This window comes from Nonomuraea sp. NPDC049684 (assembly GCF_044465345.1).
Classification (GTDB): domain Bacteria; phylum Actinomycetota; class Actinomycetes; order Streptosporangiales; family Streptosporangiaceae; genus Nonomuraea.
In genome coordinates this window covers 85,889-103,398 of the sequence record NZ_JBITLO010000005.1, presented here as the reverse complement: position 1 = coordinate 103,398, position 17,510 = coordinate 85,889, and the positions used below count along the sequence as shown (strand labels likewise).

The following is a 17,510-nucleotide window of genomic DNA, read 5'->3' as shown; positions in this document are numbered from 1 at the left end:
TCTGACGACAAGGGGTGAGTTCGGATGGTCTTATTGGGTCTGATCCTGGTCCTGCTCGCCGGCGGCGCCGTCGCCTTGGTGGCGACGGAGGAGAGCTCCAGGTACATCCTGTTTGGCAACACCTACCAGCTCGACCACGTCCAGATGTTCATCGCCGGAGCGGTCGTCGCGGCCGCCCTGCTGGCGGGGATCTGGCTGATCGGCGCCGGGTCGCGCAGGACCGCCAGGAAGCGCCGCAGGCTGCGGGCCGCCCGCGCCGAGGCGTCCGACCGGGTCTCCCGCCTGGAGGACGAGAAGCGCGACCTCGAACGGCGGCTCGAACGCGACCGCAACCGCGCCGCGCGCGACGGCGCGACGGTCGGCGCCACGGACAGCGCCGCGGACGGCGTGACGGACGGGCGCGTCGCGCACGAACGGGTCGCGAGCGAGCGAGCCGCGCACGAACGAGTGGACGGCGACCGGCTGGTGGCCGGCGGCCGCCCCGACGACACCAGGCCGTGAGCTCATGGGCGCGAGGGCAGCAGCTTGCCCTCGCGCCAGAGCGCGAACCCCGTGACCAGCGCTCCCACGCCTTCCCAGAGCCCCACGCCGAAGAACTCGCCCGGCGCCGCCCCCGTCAGCACCAGCGTCGTGAACACCGCGAACGTCACCAGCCGGAACGGCACGGTCCACCGGAAGAACGGCGTGTAGTCGGCGGATGCCGCGAAAACGTAATACACCCCCATGTTCACCGCCGCCATCGACGAAGCCGCCATGTAGACCAGCGTGTAGTCGCCGGACGGGCGTACGTCGAGCACCTCGAAACCCAGCAGGACCAGCAGGGAGTTCGGCGACAGCAGCCCCACGAGCCCGAGGGCGAGGGCGAGCACGCCGAAGACGCCGATGGTCCAACCGGCGGTGGAACGCGGAAGACGCACAGAAATCCTTCCAAAGGGGGGTGTAATCTGCGAGGCGATCTCATCATGCACCCGGAGGTCGCATGCCCCCCACGCGTGGCCGTCCCATTGCTCTGAAGCTCCTGATCCTCCTGCTCGTGCCGCTGCTGTCCCTGGTCGGGCTGTGGGCGTTCGCGGCGGGCCTGACCGGCGGCGACGGCCTGCGCCTGCTGGAGATCAACAAGCTGGCCTCCAACCTGGCCACCCCGTCGGAGCGCATCAACGCCGAGCTCCAGGACGAGCGGCTGGCCTCGGTCGAGTTCCTGGCCACCCACCGCGGCGCGGACAAGCTGGCCAGGCAGCGCGGGCAGACCGACCGGGCCGTGGCGGCCTTCCGCAAGCTGGCCAGGGACCAGCGCGGGATGTCACCCGAGATGCGCACCCAGCTCGACGCCCTCAACGCCAAGCTCGACCTGCTGTCCGGCATCCGCGCCGAGGTGGACGGCGGCACGGTCGCGCCGCTGGCCGTGATCGACGGCTACAGCCAGATCGTGGACGCCTCCTTCCGCATGTACGACGCGATGGTGCTGGTTCCCGACATGTCGCTGTACCGGCAGGCCCGGGCCGTCACCATGCTCGGCGAGGCCAAGGACCTGGTCTCCCGCGAGCGCGCGATGATCGTCGTGGTGCTGGCCAGAGGGCGGGTCGAGGCCGTCGAGCGGGAGGCGTTCACCGGGATGGTGGCGACCCGGCGGCTGCTGTACTCGCAGGCGCTCTCGCACCTGGACGGCGGCCTGCGCGGCCCGTACGAGCAGCTGGCCACCTCGCCCGTCTACAAGGAGTTCCTCGACGCCGAGGACGCCATCCGCGGCCAGGCCGCGATGAACGGCCTGCCCGCCACCGCCGCCACCTGGGAGATCGACGGCCAGAACCTGTGGGCCGTGCTCGAACGCGACCAGGGCCAGGCCGTGGAGGGCATCGTGGCCCGGGTGACGCCGGCCGCCGGCAGCATCCTGATCAAGATCGGCGTGGCCGGCGGCGTGGGCCTGCTCGCCGTGCTCGCCTCGATCCTGCTGTCGCTGCGCTTCCGCCGGCGGCTGGTCCGCGAGCTGGCCGGGCTGCGCGACGCGGCCACCGAACTGGCCGAGGTGCGGCTGACCGGGCTGATCGAGCGGCTGCGCACGAACACCCGGCCGCCCACGGCCGCCGAGGTCGCGCCGCTGGAGGTCAGGACGGAGACCGCCGAGGTCGCCGACATCGTGCGGGCCTTCAACCACGTGCAGTCCACGGCCGTGGAGGCCGCCGTCGACCAGGCGAGGCTGCGGCACGGCGTCAGCCAGGTCTTCGTGAACCTGGCCCGGCGCAACCAGTCGCTGCTGCACCGCCAGCTGCTCCAGCTCGACAGCATGGAGCGGGCCACCGAGGAGCCCGACCTGCTGGCCGACCTGTTCAAGCTGGACCACCTCACCACCCGCATGCGCAGGCACGCCGAGAGCCTGATCATCCTGTCCGACCAGGCCCCCGGCCGCGGCTGGCGCAACCCGGTGGCCATCCTCGACGTGCTGCGCGCGGCCGTCGCGGAGGTGGAGGAGTACGAGCGCGTCGAGATCCTGCCGCCGCCGCAGGCCGCGCTGCTCGGCGCGACCGTCACGGACGTGGCCCACCTGCTGGCCGAGCTGGTCGAGAACGCCACCCTCTTCTCACCCCCGCAGACCAGGGTGGACGTGCGCAGTTCCAGCACCCCGAACGGCCTGATGATCGAGATCGAGGACCGCGGCCTCGGCCTGCCCCGCGTCGAGCTGGACGAGCTCAACGAGCGGCTGGCCAAGATGCCGGAGTTCGACCTGGCGCAGAGCGACCGGCTTGGCCTGTTCGTGGTCGGCCGGCTGGCCGCCCGGCACGACATCAAGGTCACCCTCGCGCCCTCGCCGTACGGCGGCCTGACCGCGATGGTCTTCCTGCCCTCAGCCCTCCTGGCCGACCAGCCGGTCCTCGCCGGGAGCTAGGTAGGCCGTCCCGCCCGAGGCCCGCGCCCGCGCGGCCGCCAGCAGCCGCCGGTGGCCGTGGGCGGGCAGCAGGCGGGCGGCCTCCTCGTGGGTGTAGAAGCCGTGGTCGTCCAGCTCCTCGGCCTGCAAGGTGATCACCGCGCCGGACGGCAGCTCGCCGCAGTCGAACAGGAAGTTGACCATCGCGTACGGCACGTAGGCCAGGCCGTCGACCCAGCTCACGGCGAGCAGCCTGCCGACCTCCAGCACCAGGCCGAGCTCCTCGGCCACCTCCCTGGCGCACGCCTGGGCCGGGTGCTCGCCCGCGTCGATGATGCCGCCGGGGAAGGACCAGTGGTCGCGGTAGTTGGGCTTGACGAGCAGGGCCCGGCCCCGCTCGTCGGTGATGTAGGCCGCTGCCCCGGTGACGACCCGGTTGACGGTGGACCAGAAATCGTTCACCGGGCCAACGTTACGGCAGCACCTGGAGCAGCGCCTGGGTCCTGGCCCTGGCCGGTTCCTCGATCCGCCGGCTCTCCTTGCCCGCCGCGTCCAGCACGACCAGCGTGTTGTGCGCGGCGCCCGCCACGCGGACCACCAGCCGCCCGTCGGCCAGGTAGAACGCGCCGATCAGGCGGCCCTTGACGGCCGGGGTGAGGGTGCGGCCCGACACCAGATCGACCACGGCCGGTTTGAAGGCCGAAGGCCAGCTCCCGTCGCCGAGCGCGGCGGGGTCGGCGGGGACCGCGACGACCGCGTTGCGGCCGTTCGGCGACAGGCTCTGCACGTGGGTGACCAGCTTGACGCCCTTGGCCCTGGCGGCCTTCCCGGTCCTGACGTCGAGCCGGTAGACGGCGTCGGCCTCGCCGGTGTAGCCCGCGAGGTAGCGGCCGCCCGCCGCCCACGCCAGATGGCACACGCCCTTGGACGTGCCCAGCCTGCGCCTGCCGGTGCCGTCGGCCTTGACCGCCATGACGGTCTCGCCCTTGCCGACGTAGGCGATCTGCGTCGAGTCGGGCGACCAGACGGGCGTCAGGCACGGCGTGCCGCCCTGGAGCTTCGTGGCCGCGGTGACGGTCTTGGCGCCGTCCTTGACCTGGAGGTTGCCGCCGTCGGTCACCCAGGCGGCCTTCCTGCCGTCCGGCGAGACGGCGAACTGCGGCAGCGCGCCGATCTCGGCGAGGGTGCTCCACTTCCCGCCTTCGTAGCGGGCCAGCCGGTGGCCGTCGGCGTAGACGGCGGCGCCCGAGAGCTCGGGCGCGGTGGCCGCCGTCGCCGGGGCGGGGGCCAGCAGTGCGGCTCCGAGGGCGACCCCGGCCACAACACGAATCTTCATGACAGCCAATGGTGCCGTAACGGATCAAAGACGCATGAACGGCTCGCTGAAGTGGGCGGTGGCGATCGTCGCCCGCTCGGCCCGCAGCGCCGCCAGGACCTCGATCCGCGTGCGCGCGGCCGTCTCCTGGTCGTCGTCGTAGGCGTAGCGGATGCCCGGGTCGGCCAGTTGCACCGGGTGGAGCACGAGGTCGCCCGTGACGGCCAGGTCGCCGACCCTGGCGATCTGGTGGCCGGGGGTGTGGCCGGGCGTGTGCTGGACGTGGACGCCCGGCGCGATCTCGGCCTGCCCCTCGACGACGTGGAGCTGGTCCTTGAGCGAGGTCAGCAGGTCGGACATGGCTCCGGAGGCCGCGTCCACCTCGGCCCGCTGGAGCACGTGGCGCGCGTTCTCGAACACCGGCCGGCCGTCGGCGACCGCGCCGCTCGCGTGGTCGCTGTGCAGGTGGGTGAGGACGACGGTGCCGATGTCGGCGGGCGTGACGCCCACCGCAGCCAGCTCGTCCGTCAGGACGCCGGGCACGGGCGCCCAGCCGGCCGCCGGGGAGTCCTCCCCGCCGATGCCGGTGTCGACGAGGGTGAGGCGGCCTGCGCCGTCACGCAGCAGGTAGCAGTGGAAGTGCAGGACCCACGGATCGTCCGCCGGGCCGGATCCGGGGAACATCTCGGCGAGCGGGAGGCGGATCGCGGGGCCCATCGGGCCCACCGCGTCGCAGAGCGGCGTCACCTCGACGCCGGAGACGGTGATGGGGCTGTGCTTCATCCCGCCTAGGTTAGGCGGCGACGGGCTGCCGCGGAACGTACTCGTTCTCCAGGTCGGCGGCGTAGACGGCGCGGCAGCAGTGGGCGCACCGGTACATGATCGGGCCCTCGTCGAGCGTGTGCTGGCACTGCGGGCAGTGGACGGTGTTCATGGTGTTCCCCCAAGGAGCTCGGATGTGTCCATGGAACCCCCGCCGAGTTGCAGGGGTCCTGCATGTCACTTGACACGGTGCCGCTGCGCTGATGGGGGTTTGTGTGCCTTCGTCGCACCGCCGGCCGGGCGTCTTCCTCACGGCGTGGTGCGATGAAGAACATTGTCACGCGTACGGGCCGGGACACGCGGCAGAACACACCAGAACCGTCCGGGAATAGTCCAAGAGGGCTAGGCGTTTGATGGGGCGGAACGTGTGGTATCTTCCCCACAAGCGTTGAGCTTCCGCTCCGCTCGTTTTCCTCGTAAGCCCCGCCCAGGTTCGCCGGGCCCGGCTTCTTCATCGAACTCGCCGATCTCTGGTCGGCGCATCTCCCCCAAAGGGGCTCATCATGTCTGTTCACACCATTCCGCAACAGCGTGCGGAAACGCCCGCGGGGCAGGTGAGCGGCCTCCTCGACGTGCAGGAGAAGTCCGCCTTCATCCGCGCGGCACACCTTCCAGGGCCGGGCGACGTACGCGTGCCCGCCGAGCGGGTCAGGCAGCTCGGGCTGCGGCGCGGCGACCACGTCGTGGCCACCGTGGCCGGGAACAAGCTGGCCGGCGTCCAGTCCGTCAACGGCCTGACCGAGTGGCGGGAGCGGCCGCGGTTCGAGGAGCTGACGCCCGTCCACCCGGACGAGCGGCTGGTCATCGAGGCCGGGTCGCTCAGCACCCGGGTCATCGACCTGGTCGCGCCCATCGGCAAGGGGCAGCGCGGTCTCATCGTGGCGCCGCCCAAGGCCGGCAAGACGATGGTGCTGCAGGCGCTGGCCGCCGCGGTCACCCGCAACCATCCCGAGGTCCACCTCATGGTCGTGCTCGTGGGCGAGCGGCCCGAGGAGGTGACCGAGATGCGGGCCTCCGTCCAGGGCGAGATCTTCGCCTCCACCTTCGACCACCCCGACCGCGACCACGCCGCCGTCGCCGAGCTGGCCCTCGAACGCGCCAAGCGCCTGGTGGAGGGCGGCCGCGACGTCGTGCTGCTGCTCGACTCGCTGACCCGGCTCGGCCGGGCCTACAACAACCTCGCGCCCGGCGGCGGCCGGGTGCTCACCGGCGGCATCGACGCCCGCGCCCTATACCCGCCCAAGCGCTTCTTCGGCGCGGCGCGCAACGTCGAGGGCGGCGGCTCGCTGACCATCCTCGCCAGCGCCCTGGTGGACACCGGCTCCCGCATGGACAACAGCCTGTACGAGGAGTTCAAGGGCACCGGCAACATGGAGCTCCACCTCGCCCGCGACCTGGCCGAGCGCCGCCTGTTCCCGGCGGTCGACCTGGAGGCCTCCGGCACCAGGCGCGAGGAGATGCTGCTGCACCCGCAGGAGCTTCAGGTGATCTGGCGGCTGCGCCGCACGCTGGCCGGGCTGGACCGGCAGCAGGCCCTGGAGACGCTCGTCGGCAAGCTGCGCACGACGCCGTCCAACGCCGCGTTCCTGCTGGAGGCGCTGCGCGCGGCGGCGTGAGGCCGCTGGAGAATGGGCGCATGCTGGCCGACATCGTCGAACACCTGATCTGCCCCGTCTGCCACGCGGACGTGGAGCTCGCCGACGGCGCTCTGCGGTGCGCGCGGGGGCACTCCTTCGACGTGGCCAAGCAGGGGTACGTCAGCCTGCTCACCGGGTCACGCCCGCCCGGCACCGCCGACAGCCCCGCGATGGTGGCCGCGCGGGCCGAGTTCCTGGCGGCCGGGCACTATGCCCCGCTGGCGCAGGCGCTGGCGGAAACCGTACGCGTACGGGTGGCGGCCGGAGAAAAACGTGAATCTTCTACTGAATCGAATGACGAAACCGGGCCGAGAGCGTACGGTGGGGCGGGAGTGGAGGCCGGTCCGCAAGATGGGCCGGTGACCGTCGAGGGTCTCGGCGCGGCGGGCAGGGTCGCACCGCTGATCGTCGACGCCGGCACGGGCACCGGGCACTACCTGGCGGCCGTGCTCAATGCGGTGGACGATGGCATCGGGATGGCGTTCGACGTGTCCAAGCACGCCGTACGGCGGGCGGCGCGGGCGCATCCGAGGCTGGGGGCGTTCGTGGCGGACGTGTGGCGGCCGCTCCCGATCCGGCATGGGGTGGCCGATGTGGTGATCGATGTGTTCGCGCCCAGGAACGGGCCCGAGTTCCGGCGGATCCTGCGCCCTGGAGGGGCCGCGGTCGTCGCGACCCCCGCGGCGGCGCACCTGAGCCCGCTGGTCGAGGAGCTGGGGCTGCTCTCGGTGGACGAGGAGAAGGATCGCCGGGTCGCCCGCAGCATGCAGGGGTTCGCCCAGGCCGGGCGGCGCACGATCGACTTCGACATGGAGCTAGGGCCGGACGAGCTGGTTCAGGTCGTCGGAATGGGCCCGAGCGCGTGGCACACTGATTCCGCCGAGCTGGCCGCCCGCATATCCAGTTATTTCCGGCGGCATGCCAAGAATGGCCAGAATAAAGTTACGGTCAGAGCCGCGTTTCACCTGTCTATCTTCGAGCCTGAGTCCCGTTCAAGACCTGTTCCTTGACGGGCATCTGCGACTGGTGTTACTGATGGGGTATTTAGTCCGAAATTCCCCCACATTCCCCGAGTATTTCCCCGACTCAGGCGCAATACTGGACGGCATCCCGCACCCAGAGGGCGTGGGCCATCGATGGGAGGGGGCGCGCCGGATGAAGGCGGAGGAACGCTGGCAGGCCAGGTTCCGCGCGTCGCGCATGACGTTGCCGGCCTGGGCCCGCCAGGCCCCGAACCGCTCCATCTACCGCTCCAACGCCACAGGGACGTGGGAGGTCTACGCCTGGGACCGGGCGACGGGCGCCGTGCGCCAGGTCACCGACCGGCCCAAGGGCACCGCGCACGCGGCGATCGACCCGGCGGGGCAGTGGATCTACTGGTTCGCCGACACCGACGGCGACGAGTTCGGCACCTGGTGGCGCCAGCCGTTCACCGGCGGCCCGAGCGAGCCGGCCGCGCCCGGCCTGCCGCCGGGCCAGCCGGGCGGCATCGCGCTGTCGGCGACCGGCCTGGCCGCCATCAGCCTGGCCAGCGAGGGCACGTTCCGGATCCACCTGGTACGCCCCGGCGCCCCGGCCGAGCTGCTGTACGAGCACGCCGAGGCCGCCTGGGTGACCGACATGTCCCTCGACGGCTCCCTCATCGCCATCAACCACGGCGAGTACGGCGACTTCCGGCGTCCGGCGCTGCGCGTCGTCGACCAGCACGGCGAGACCGTCGGCGAGCTCTACGACGGCCCCGACAAGGGCGTGCACGGCCTCCGCTTCGCCCCGGTGCTCGGCGACCGCCGCCTGCTGACCCTGCACGAGCGCCGCCAGCGCCACGAGCCCCTGGTCTGGGACCCGGTCACCGACGAGCAGCGCGAGATCTGGCTGAAGGACCCCGGCGACCTGGCCGCCGAGTGGTTCGACGACGGCCGCGGCCTGCTGATCGTGCGCGACCACCGCGCCCGCAGCTACCTGCACCGCTACGACCTGGCGGGCGGCGTCCTGACGCTCATCGACACCCCGCACGGCGTGATCGACGAGGCCGCGCCCCGGCCCGGCGGCCACATCGAGTACTCCTGGTCCAGCGGCTCCCGCCCGCCGGTCATCCGGTCGAGCAACGGCCAGGTCGTGCTCAACGCGGGCGGCCCGCCGGCGCCGCCGAGCGTCCCCGTCGAGGACCTCGACGTCGAGGGGCCCGGCGGGCGCATCCACGCGCTGGTGTCCAAGCCCGAGACCGGCGCGGCGCCCCATCCGGCGGTCTTCCTCATGCACGGCGGCCCGACCGACCACGACCGCGACACCTTCTCCCCCGAGGTCGCGGCCTGGGTCGACGCGGGCTTCGCCGTCGTCCGCGTCAACTACCGCGGCTCGACCGGCTACGGCTCGGCCTGGCGGGACGCCCTGCACGGCGACGTCGGGCACATCGAGCTGGCCGACATCGCCGCCGTCCGCCGGACGCTGGTGGACCGGGGCACGATCGACCCGGCCCGGCTGATCCTGGCCGGCACCGCCTGGGGCGGTTACCTCTCGCTGCTCGGCCTCGGCGTCCAGCCCGGCCTGTGGGCCGCGGGCATCGCCGCGGTGCCCATCGCCTGCCACCAGACCTGCTACGAGGACGAGGCCGAGAGCCTGCGCGCCTACCAGCGCGCCCTGCTCGGCGGCTCCCCCGACGAGCAGCCCGAGCGGTACGCGTTCTGCTCGCCGATCACGTACGTGGACCAGATCAAGAGCCCCCTGCTGATCCTCGCCGGCGAGAACGACACCCGCTGCCCGCTGCGCCAGATCGAGAAGTACGTGGCCAAGCTCGCCGAGCACGGCCGCGAGCACGAGCTCTACACCTACGGCGCCATCCGCGGCTCGCTCGTGGTCGCCGAACGCATCGCGCAGACGGCCCTGCAACTGGAGTTCGCCCGCAAGCACGTGCACGCCGGCTGACCTCACGCGCACGTCGTGGGAGCGCTCCTGCGGGGGCGCTCCCGCGCGGGTCAGCGCGCGCGCAGGACCACGATGGCGAGGTCGTCGGCGCTCGGCTCGGCGGCGAACTCCGCCGCGCCCCTGCGGATGCGCTCGGCCACCGCCCTGGCCGACAGCCCGGCGCACTCGGCCAGCAGCTTGGCCAGGCCGCCGTCGTCGTCGAGCAGCCGGCCGCCCGAGCGCCGCTCGGTCACGCCGTCGGTCACCGCCAGCAGCACGTCGCCGTGGTCGAGATGGATGGTGTCGGCCTCGAAGACGACCTCGTGGAAGACGCCGAGCAGCGACTGCGGCGTGGTCACCGCCTCCACCTTGCCGCTCGGCCTGAGCCGCAGCGCCTCGGGATGGCCGGCGGACACCAGCCGCACCTCCAGGCCGGACTCCACGGGCGTGATGTCGCCGTGGAGCAGCGTGAGGAACCTGGCCCGCTCGCCCTCCTCCAGGATCGCCTGGTTGAGCCGGCCGAGCACCGCGGCGACGCCGTAGCCCTCGCGGGCCAGCAGGCGCAGCGTGTGACGGGCCAGGCCGGTCACCGCGGCGGCCTCGGGACCGGTGCCGCAGACGTCGCCGATCGCGAAGCGCCAGGAGTCGTCGCCCGCCTTGAACAGGTCGTAGAAGTCGCCGCCGACCTCGTTGGCCTCGCCGGCGGGCTCGTAGATGACGCCGTAGTCGAGGCCGGGCACCTCGGGCTCGTTGGGCGGCAGGAGGCTGCGCTGCAGCGCCCGGTTGGCCGCGGCCTGCTGGGCGTAGAGCCGGGCGTTGTCCATGGCCAGCGCGGCGCGCCTGCCGATGTCGTCGGCGAACTGGATGACCTCGTCGGGGAAGCGGTCGGAGCGGCCCAGGCACATCATGCCGAGCCCGCGGCCGCGCGCGGTGAGCGGCACGGCCAGCACCTGGGAGTCGTTCAGGTGGATGACGGACGTGGCCCTGGTGTCGGCCGCGCCGACGTCCATGTCCGTGAGCTGCTCGCGCAGGCCGTCGATGCGGGCCTCGTCGGCGTGCCAGAGGTAGACCAGCCGCAGCGGGCCGCCCGAGTTGCCGGCGGTGTAGACGGCGCACCAGCTCGACAGGCGGGGCACGACGATCTGGGCGATGATCGCCGGGACCATGTCGGGGTCGAGGGTGCCGGCCAGCAGGTCGCTGGCGTCGGCCAGGAAGCCGAGCCAGTGGGGGCCCCGCGCGCTCTCCTCCACCCATTCGGCGGCCACCTGGTCCACGGAGCCGGGTAGCGTGAGCCTTGCCCAATGGACACGGGAATCGCCCGCGAAGGTGACTCCCCACTCTTCGACGTTCACGGAAGGAGCTTTCGGGTCACCGTGCGCGGTGATCCGCTGCCGCAGTTCGACCTGTACGGCGTCCCCGTAATGCTTCCAAATCACCTCAAACGGCTCGTCAGAGACCTGCTCCGCCAGATCGCCGGCCACCTGCTCGGCGGTGTGGAGCACGCTGACGGTGGCCCACGCGGTCATCACCTCGCGCGTGAACCTCATCGCAGCCGTCACAGCGGTATCGCCAGGCGCGAAGGTCGCGGCCAGGACCGCGTGGGGAGAAGCAGTCATCCCATCGTGCCTACCACACTTCTCACTGACTTGGGGTAAATCCAAGGGCAGGACTACGAGCTACTCATCGTGACAGACTTGAATCACTCGCCGGGACCCGTCGCGAGTGAAGGAGGCCCCATGACCACGGCCAAGGCCGCATCAAGCCCGGAGGAGCGGACCTATACAGAATCGGATCTCGTTCCCGTACTGGAGACGCTCTTCTCCTGGCGTGACGGCGATTTCCGGCGTCGGGTCCCGCACGCGCCTCCCGGCATCCTCAGCGAAGTGCGCCTGCTGCTGAACGAAGTGGCCGACCGCCGCGAGCATCTCGCGAACGAGCTGGCGAGGGTGCGCAAAGAAGTCGTCAAGGAAGGGCGCTTCGGCGAGCGGCTGACGCCCGGCCCGGGCGTCGGGGCGTGGTCCGAGAGCGTCGAGTCGGTCAACATGCTGATCGACGCCCTGGTGAGCCCGGTCAGCGGCGCGGCCGACGTGATCGACGCGGTGGCCAAGGGCGACCTGTCGCGGCGCATCGACCTCGACCGGTCGGCCCGCGGCGAGGTGCGCCGCCTGGGCAAGGCCATCAACGGCATGGTCGACCAGCTCGCCCTGTTCAACTCCGAGGTCACCAGGGTCGCCCGCGAGGCGGGCACCGAGGGCAGGCTGGGCGGCAGCGCCAACCTGCGGGGCATGTCGGGAAGCTGGCGCGACCTCACCGAGGCCGTCAACACGATGTCCTCGCGCGTGGCCGCCCAGGTCCGCGACATCGCCGTGGTCACCACGGCGGTCGCCAAGGGCGACCTGAGCCGCAAGGTCACGGTCGACGCCGTGGGCGAGATGTTCGAGCTGAAGAACACCGTCAACACGATGGTCGACCAGCTCTCGGGCTTCGCCGAGGAGGTCACCCGCGTGGCCCGCGAGGTGGGCACCGAGGGCCAGCTCGGCGGCCAGGCCCAGGTCACCGGCGTGTCGGGCGTCTGGAAGGACCTCACCGACAACGTCAACTTCATGGCCAACAACCTGACCTCGCAGGTGCGCTCGATCGCGACCGTCGCGACGGCGGTCGCCCAGGGCAACCTGTCGAAGAAGATCACTGTTGACGCCGAGGGCGAGATCCTGCAGCTCAAGGACACCCTCAACACGATGGTCGACCAGCTCTCGTCCTTCGCCGACGAGGTCACCCGCGTGGCCCGCGAGGTCGGCACCGAGGGCAAGCTCGGCGGGCGCGCCGAGGTGAAGGGCGTCTCGGGCGTCTGGAAGGACCTCACCGACAACGTCAACTCGATGGCCAACAACCTGACGTACCAGGTGCGCAACATCGCCCAGGTGACCACGGCCGTGGCCAACGGCGACCTGACCCGCAAGATCGACGTCGACGCCCAGGGCGAGATCCTCGAACTCAAGTCGACCATGAACACGATGGTCGAGCAGCTGTCCTCGTTCGCCTCCGAGGTCACCCGCGTGGCCCGCGAGGTGGGCACCGAGGGCCAGCTCGGCGGCCAGGCGCAGGTGCGCGGCGTGTCCGGGGTGTGGAAGGACCTCACCGACAACGTCAACTCGATGGCCAACAACCTCACCTCGCAGGTGCGCCAGATCGCGGCCGTCTCGTCCGCGGTGGCGCAGGGCAACCTGTCGAAGAAGATCACCGTTGACGCGCAGGGCGAGATCCTCCAGCTCAAGGACACCCTCAACACGATGGTCGACCAGCTCTCGTCCTTCGCCGACGAGGTCACCCGCGTCGCCCGCGAGGTGGGCACGCAGGGGCAGCTCGGCGGCCAGGCGCGGGTGCAGGGCGTGTCGGGCGTGTGGAAGGACCTCACCGACAACGTCAACTTCATGGCGAACAACCTGACCTATCAGGTGCGCAACATCGCCGAGGTCACCACGGCCGTGGCCAACGGCGACCTGACCCGCAAGATCGACGTCGACGCCCAGGGCGAGATCCTGGCGCTGAAGACCACCATCAACCGGATGGTCGACCAGCTGTCCTCCTTCGCCTCCGAGGTCACCCGCGTGGCCCGCGAGGTGGGCTCGGAGGGCCAGCTCGGCGGCCAGGCCCGGGTCGAGGGCGTCGAGGGCACCTGGAAGCGGCTCACCGAGAGCGTCAACGAGCTGGCCGGCAACCTGACCACGCAGGTGCGCGCCATCGCGACCGTGACCAGCGCCGTGGCCCGGGGCGACCTGACCCGGTCGATCGCCGTCGAGGCGCAGGGCGAGCTGGCGGAGCTGAAGGACAACATCAACTCGATGGTGGCCAACCTCCGGGAGACCACCCAGGCCAACCAGGAACAGGACTGGCTCAAGTCCAACCTGGCCCGCATCTCCCGGCTCATGCAGGGCCACCGCGACCTGTTCGAGGTCGCCAAGCTGACGATGAGCGAGCTGACTCCGCTGGTCTCGGCCCGCTACGGCGCCTTCTACGGCATCGACCCCGAGGGCGACCACGAGCTGACGCTGATCGGCGGCTACGGCGTGCGTCCCGACCGGGGGCCGCGCCGGCGCTTCGCGATCGGCGAGGGCATCGTCGGCCAGGCGGCGGCCGAGGGCAGGCACATCATCCTCGACGACGTGCCGCCGCAGTTCATCACCATCGACAGCGGGCTCAGCCAGTCCACGCCCGCGCAGATCGTCGTGCTGCCGATCCTGTTCGAGAACCGCGTGCTCGGCGTGCTGGAGCTGGCCTCCTTCACCCCGTTCGGCGAGGTGCACCTCGACTTCCTGACGCAGCTCGTCGAGACCATCGGCGTCACGATGAACACGATCATCGCCAACTCCCGCACCGAAGACCTGCTGACCGAGTCCCAGCGGCTCACCCGTGAGCTGCAGGAGCGCTCCGACGAGCTCCAGCGGCAGCAGGAGGAGCTGCGCAGGTCCAACGCCGAGCTGGAGGACAAGGCGGCGCTGCTGGCCAAGCAGAACCGCGCGATCGAGATCCAGAACTTCCAGATCGAGCAGGCCCGCCGCACCCTGGAGGAGCGCGCCGAGCAGCTCGCGGTCTCCTCGCGGTACAAGTCCGAGTTCCTCGCGAACATGTCCCACGAGCTGCGCACGCCGCTCAACAGCCTGCTGGTGCTGGCCAAGCTGCTGACCGAGAACGCCGAGGGCAACCTGACGTCCCAGCAGGTCGAGTTCGCCCGCACGATCCACAGCGCGGGCTCGGCGCTGCTGCAGCTCATCAACGACATGCTCGACCTGTCGAAGGTCGAGGCGGGCCGGATGGACATCCATCCGATCCAGGTGTCGCTGCCCAAGATGGTCGACCTGCTGGAGGCGGCCTTCGCGCCGCTGGCCCAGGACAAGGGGCTGTCGTTCGGCGTCGAGGTGGCCTCCGACGTGCCGAGCGAGCTGCGGGCCGACGAGCAGCGCCTGCAGCAGGTGCTGCGCAACCTGCTGTCCAACGCGGTGAAGTTCACCCCGAAGGGCGAGGTCAAGCTGCGGGTCGCGGCGGCGCCCCGGGGCGTCGACTTCGACGACGACACCCTCCACGACGCCACCGACCTGCTGGCCTTCCAGGTGATCGACACCGGCATCGGCATCGCGCCCGACAAGCGCGAGGTCATCTTCGAGGCGTTCAGGCAGGCCGACGGCACCACCAGCCGCAAGTACGGCGGCACCGGCCTCGGCCTGGCCATCTGCCGCGACATCGCCCGGCTGCTCGGCGGCGAGATCCACGTCGAGAGCGAGCTGGGCAGGGGCAGCACGTTCACCCTCTACCTGCCGGCCTCCTACACCGGCCCGCTGGCCGCCACCGACGGCAGCACGGCCCCGCGCCGGCAGCTCATGACCTCGCCCGCCGAGGAGCAGGCCGCCGCCGCGGCCCTGCCCGAGCCGCCGCCGCTCGACATGCCGATGCCCGAGCTGGTCGAGGCGCCGGTGGAGACGCCCGTCCAGTGGCAGGGCGACGACCCGCTCAACGGCGCCAAGATCCTCATCGTCGACGACGACATCCGCAACGTGTTCGCCCTCACCAGCGTGCTGGAACGACACGGATCGACGGTCGTCTACGCGGAGAACGGCCGCGAGGGGATCGAGCAGCTCGAACGGAACGAGGACGTCGCGCTCGTGCTGATGGACATCATGATGCCGGAGATGGACGGCTGGGCCACGACCTCGGCCATCCGGCGCATGCCCCAGTTCGCCGACCTGCCGATCATCGCGCTGACCGCTAAGGTCATGCGTGGTGATCGCGAGAAGAGCATCGCCTCGGGCGCGTCCGACTACGTGCCCAAGCCGGTCGACGTCGATCGCCTGCTCGAACGGCTGCGCGGCTGGCTCAGCCGTGGACGAGGAGCCACGACCGACTCCTCGTCCTCAACCGCTGAAGGGTCGTGATCGATGCCGGACCGTGCGAAGATCCTCCTGGTCGACGACCGCGAGGAGAACCTGATCGCCCTGGAGGCGATCCTCAGCTCGCTCGACCTGGTGCCCGTACGCGCCAGGTCCGGCGAGGAGGCGCTCAAGGCGCTGCTCAACACCGAGTTCGCGCTGATCCTGCTCGACGTCCGGATGCCGGGCATGGACGGCTTCGAGACGGCCGCCCACATCAAGCGGCGGGAGCGGACCAGGAACATCCCGATCATCTTCCTGACCGTGGTCGACAGCGCCCCCGACTACGCCTTCCGCGGATACGCGGCGGGGGCCGTCGACTATCTCACCAAGCCGTTCGACCCCTGGGTCCTGCGGGCGAAGGTGTCGGTGTTCACCGAGCTCTACAACATGAACAAGCGCCTGGCCGAGCAGGCGTCGTTGCTGCGCGAGCGGCTGACCGGCGAGCTGCCGCCCGGAGCGGGTGACCACGCCTCGGTGCTGCCGGAGCTGTCCCGGCGGCTGACGGCGGTGGAGGACGAACTGACCCGGGTGCGGGAGCTGGCCCGCAAGTCGCAGGACCCGGCGCTCGCCGTGCCGCTGGCCGACCTGGGCGATCGGGTCGCCCACCTGCGCGCCGGGTTCGACGCGCTCTCCTGACCTCGTCCCGTCCGACGCCCGGGCCGCCGTTCATGGCGCCCGGGCGTCCGGCTTTCCGGGCGGGAGCGGGTCAGTGGCGGGCGCGTTCGAGGGCGTCCCAGAAGCCGCGGCGCAGGGCGTGGCGGACCTCGTCGTGCAGCAGGAAGTCGATCGGCAGCGAGGAGCCCTGCAGCAGGCGGGCCTCCAGGTCGGAGGGCATGCGGGGCTTGCGGGCCAGCACCGCCTCCAGCCACAGCGCGGGCGCGTCGCGGGCGACGGACTCGCCGAAGTCGTGCCCTTCGCGATGGGCGGCCTTCACGGCGTCGGCCAGCGTGGTGGCCCCGGCGGTGGCGGCGGGCGGCGGAGAGACGGGCGCGGCCTGCGGCCCGGTGTACGGCCCGAGCTGCGCCTGCTGGTAGGTGCCCCCAGAGGACGGCGTGGCGAACTGCCCGGTGCTCGGCGAGGCGGACTGAGGCTGCTGCAGCGGCCCGGTCGCCGGCGCGGACGGGGGCACGGACGGCGGCACGGACGGCGGGATCGACGGCGGCTGCTCCTGGTACCCCGAGTACGAGGGCAGCACCGGCGGCGTGGCCGACCGCCCGCCCGAGGACGCCTGCCCGTTGGCGGACGACTGCCCGGCGGAGGGGGCCGCGTGGCTCCCGGAGGGCTGCCCGGCCGCGTGGCTGCCCGCGGACGGCGCCGGCGGCAGCGAGGCCGTCGGGGTCACCGGGGGCGCCGGGGGCGCTGCCGGCGGCGCGGGCGGCAGCGAGTGGGCGGCGTGCCCGTTGCTGAGCGGCTGGTGGTGGCCATTGGAGGACTCGGTGACGCCGCTCACCATCGTGACGTAGGGCCGCAGGTGGGCGTTGCCCAGCTCGACCAGGTCGTCGCACTCCTGCCGCAGCGACCGGGACACCGCCCACCCGCCGTCGGCGGCGATGTGGATGACGGTGACCCTGATGCCGAGGTCTTGGGCGTCGCACACCACCTGGGCGAGGTCTTCGTCGCCGCTGACGACGACGGCGTCGCAGATGGCGTTGTTGCGGGCGAGGGTCATGAGGTCGCGATGGACCTGGGCGTCGACGCCTTCGCGGCGGCCCGGCCTGATGCGCGAGAGCCTGAGCTTGAGGCCCGGGATGTCGGCCAGCGCGTCGTGCTCCGGGGTGCGGCGGCCCTCGACGGTCGCCTCGTACCAGTAGCACCGCAGCAGCGGCAGGCCCGTGCGTTCGCGCGACAGGTTGGTCATCAGCTGGAGGAGCCCGGGGTAGTCCCAGGCGACGGCCTCTCGATGGCGAGTGCCGTGCACGGCCATCGCTCCGTCTGCCAGCAGATAGCCGGCGTCCACGAACAGCGCACAGCGATCCACTGACACCGCCCCTTTCCTGGTGGTCCGACCTTGCTGGCTCTGCACCGTCAGAGACCGGACTCGGCGGCCCTCT

14 protein-coding genes are annotated in these 17,510 nt (G+C 71.6%); 7 read left to right on the top strand and 7 right to left on the bottom strand.

Going from position 1 to position 17,510, the window contains the following annotated elements:
• The first annotated feature begins 24 nt into the window (after positions 1–24).
• Positions 25–501, top strand: a complete 477-nt coding sequence (locus ACIBST_RS17515) for a hypothetical protein (protein WP_397172727.1) — start codon at positions 25–27, stop codon at positions 499–501.
• A gap of 2 nt (positions 502–503) precedes the next feature.
• Here ACIBST_RS17515 and ACIBST_RS17510 read toward each other — a convergent pair whose 3' ends face one another.
• The gene (locus ACIBST_RS17510) at positions 504–917 is read right to left on the bottom strand and encodes a hypothetical protein (RefSeq protein WP_397172725.1); all 414 of its coding nucleotides are present in this window, start codon (positions 915–917) and stop codon (positions 504–506) included.
• Between the two features lie 62 nt (positions 918–979).
• On the opposite strand from ACIBST_RS17510, the gene ACIBST_RS17505 reads away from it, so the two are divergent.
• Positions 980–2,881 carry a nitrate- and nitrite sensing domain-containing protein gene (locus ACIBST_RS17505; RefSeq protein WP_397172723.1) on the top strand — a complete coding sequence of 634 codons (1,902 nt, stop codon included), beginning with the start codon at positions 980–982 and terminating at the stop codon, positions 2,879–2,881.
• Here the strand turns inward: ACIBST_RS17505 and ACIBST_RS17500 are convergent.
• From ACIBST_RS17500 to ACIBST_RS17485, 4 genes are read right to left on the bottom strand one after another with little or no spacing between them, the layout of a single operon-like run.
• On the bottom strand, positions 2,840–3,322 hold the full coding sequence (locus ACIBST_RS17500) for an NUDIX domain-containing protein (protein ID WP_397172721.1): 483 nt from the start codon (positions 3,320–3,322) through the stop codon (positions 2,840–2,842). The two genes, ACIBST_RS17505 and ACIBST_RS17500, sit on opposite strands and share 42 nt — an antisense overlap.
• A gap of 10 nt (positions 3,323–3,332) precedes the next feature.
• Entirely contained in the window at positions 3,333–4,196 is an 864-nt protein-coding gene (locus ACIBST_RS17495) for a TolB family protein (RefSeq protein WP_397172720.1), read from the bottom strand.
• Positions 4,197–4,220: 24 nt separating this feature from the next.
• Complete coding sequence (locus tag ACIBST_RS17490; protein WP_397172718.1) at positions 4,221–4,958, bottom strand: MBL fold metallo-hydrolase; 738 nt, start codon at positions 4,956–4,958, stop codon at positions 4,221–4,223.
• Between the two features lie 10 nt (positions 4,959–4,968).
• Complete coding sequence (locus ACIBST_RS17485; RefSeq protein ID WP_352321299.1) at positions 4,969–5,109, bottom strand: hypothetical protein; 141 nt, start codon at positions 5,107–5,109, stop codon at positions 4,969–4,971.
• A 391-nt stretch (positions 5,110–5,500) separates the two neighbouring features.
• On the opposite strand from ACIBST_RS17485, the gene rho reads away from it, so the two are divergent.
• The 3 genes from rho (at position 5,501) to ACIBST_RS17470 (ending at position 9,556) form a co-directional block, all read left to right on the top strand.
• The gene (gene rho / locus ACIBST_RS17480) at positions 5,501–6,613 is read left to right on the top strand and encodes a transcription termination factor Rho (RefSeq protein ID WP_397172717.1); all 1,113 of its coding nucleotides are present in this window, start codon (positions 5,501–5,503) and stop codon (positions 6,611–6,613) included.
• Positions 6,614–6,633: 20 nt separating this feature from the next.
• Complete coding sequence (locus ACIBST_RS17475; protein ID WP_397172715.1) at positions 6,634–7,644, top strand: putative RNA methyltransferase; 1,011 nt, start codon at positions 6,634–6,636, stop codon at positions 7,642–7,644.
• A gap of 145 nt (positions 7,645–7,789) precedes the next feature.
• On the top strand, positions 7,790–9,556 hold the full coding sequence (locus ACIBST_RS17470) for a S9 family peptidase (RefSeq protein WP_397172713.1): 1,767 nt from the start codon (positions 7,790–7,792) through the stop codon (positions 9,554–9,556).
• A 50-nt stretch (positions 9,557–9,606) separates the two neighbouring features.
• On the opposite strand, the gene ACIBST_RS17465 is transcribed toward ACIBST_RS17470, so the two are convergent.
• Positions 9,607–10,809 carry a PP2C family protein-serine/threonine phosphatase gene (locus ACIBST_RS17465; RefSeq protein WP_397172712.1) on the bottom strand — a complete coding sequence of 401 codons (1,203 nt, stop codon included), beginning with the start codon at positions 10,807–10,809 and terminating at the stop codon, positions 9,607–9,609.
• A gap of 462 nt (positions 10,810–11,271) precedes the next feature.
• On the opposite strand from ACIBST_RS17465, the gene ACIBST_RS17460 reads away from it, so the two are divergent.
• The gene (locus ACIBST_RS17460) at positions 11,272–15,462 is read left to right on the top strand and encodes a HAMP domain-containing protein (RefSeq protein WP_397172710.1); all 4,191 of its coding nucleotides are present in this window, start codon (positions 11,272–11,274) and stop codon (positions 15,460–15,462) included.
• Between the two features lie 3 nt (positions 15,463–15,465).
• Positions 15,466–16,095 carry a two-component system response regulator gene (locus ACIBST_RS17455; RefSeq protein ID WP_397172708.1) on the top strand — a complete coding sequence of 210 codons (630 nt, stop codon included), beginning with the start codon at positions 15,466–15,468 and terminating at the stop codon, positions 16,093–16,095.
• A gap of 70 nt (positions 16,096–16,165) precedes the next feature.
• Here the strand turns inward: ACIBST_RS17455 and ACIBST_RS17450 are convergent, their stop codons facing one another.
• The gene (locus tag ACIBST_RS17450; RefSeq protein ID WP_397172706.1) at positions 16,166–17,437 is read right to left on the bottom strand and encodes an NYN domain-containing protein; all 1,272 of its coding nucleotides are present in this window, start codon (positions 17,435–17,437) and stop codon (positions 16,166–16,168) included.
• Between the last annotated feature and the right edge of the window lie 73 nt (positions 17,438–17,510).

Coding starts and splice junctions, on each gene's coding strand:
- ACIBST_RS17515 (WP_397172727.1), top strand. CDS start 25: ATGGTCTTATTGGGTCTGATCCTGGTCCTGCTCGCCGGCGGCGCCGTC.
- ACIBST_RS17505 (WP_397172723.1), top strand. CDS start 980: ATGCCCCCCACGCGTGGCCGTCCCATTGCTCTGAAGCTCCTGATCCTC.
- ACIBST_RS17495 (WP_397172720.1), bottom strand. CDS start 4,196: ATGAAGATTCGTGTTGTGGCCGGGGTCGCCCTCGGAGCCGCACTGCTG.
- ACIBST_RS17490 (WP_397172718.1), bottom strand. CDS start 4,958: ATGAAGCACAGCCCCATCACCGTCTCCGGCGTCGAGGTGACGCCGCTC.
- ACIBST_RS17485 (WP_352321299.1), bottom strand. CDS start 5,109: ATGAACACCGTCCACTGCCCGCAGTGCCAGCACACGCTCGACGAGGGC.
- rho (WP_397172717.1), top strand. CDS start 5,501: ATGTCTGTTCACACCATTCCGCAACAGCGTGCGGAAACGCCCGCGGGG.
- ACIBST_RS17475 (WP_397172715.1), top strand. CDS start 6,634: ATGCTGGCCGACATCGTCGAACACCTGATCTGCCCCGTCTGCCACGCG.
- ACIBST_RS17470 (WP_397172713.1), top strand. CDS start 7,790: ATGAAGGCGGAGGAACGCTGGCAGGCCAGGTTCCGCGCGTCGCGCATG.
- ACIBST_RS17460 (WP_397172710.1), top strand. CDS start 11,272: ATGACCACGGCCAAGGCCGCATCAAGCCCGGAGGAGCGGACCTATACA.
- ACIBST_RS17455 (WP_397172708.1), top strand. CDS start 15,466: ATGCCGGACCGTGCGAAGATCCTCCTGGTCGACGACCGCGAGGAGAAC.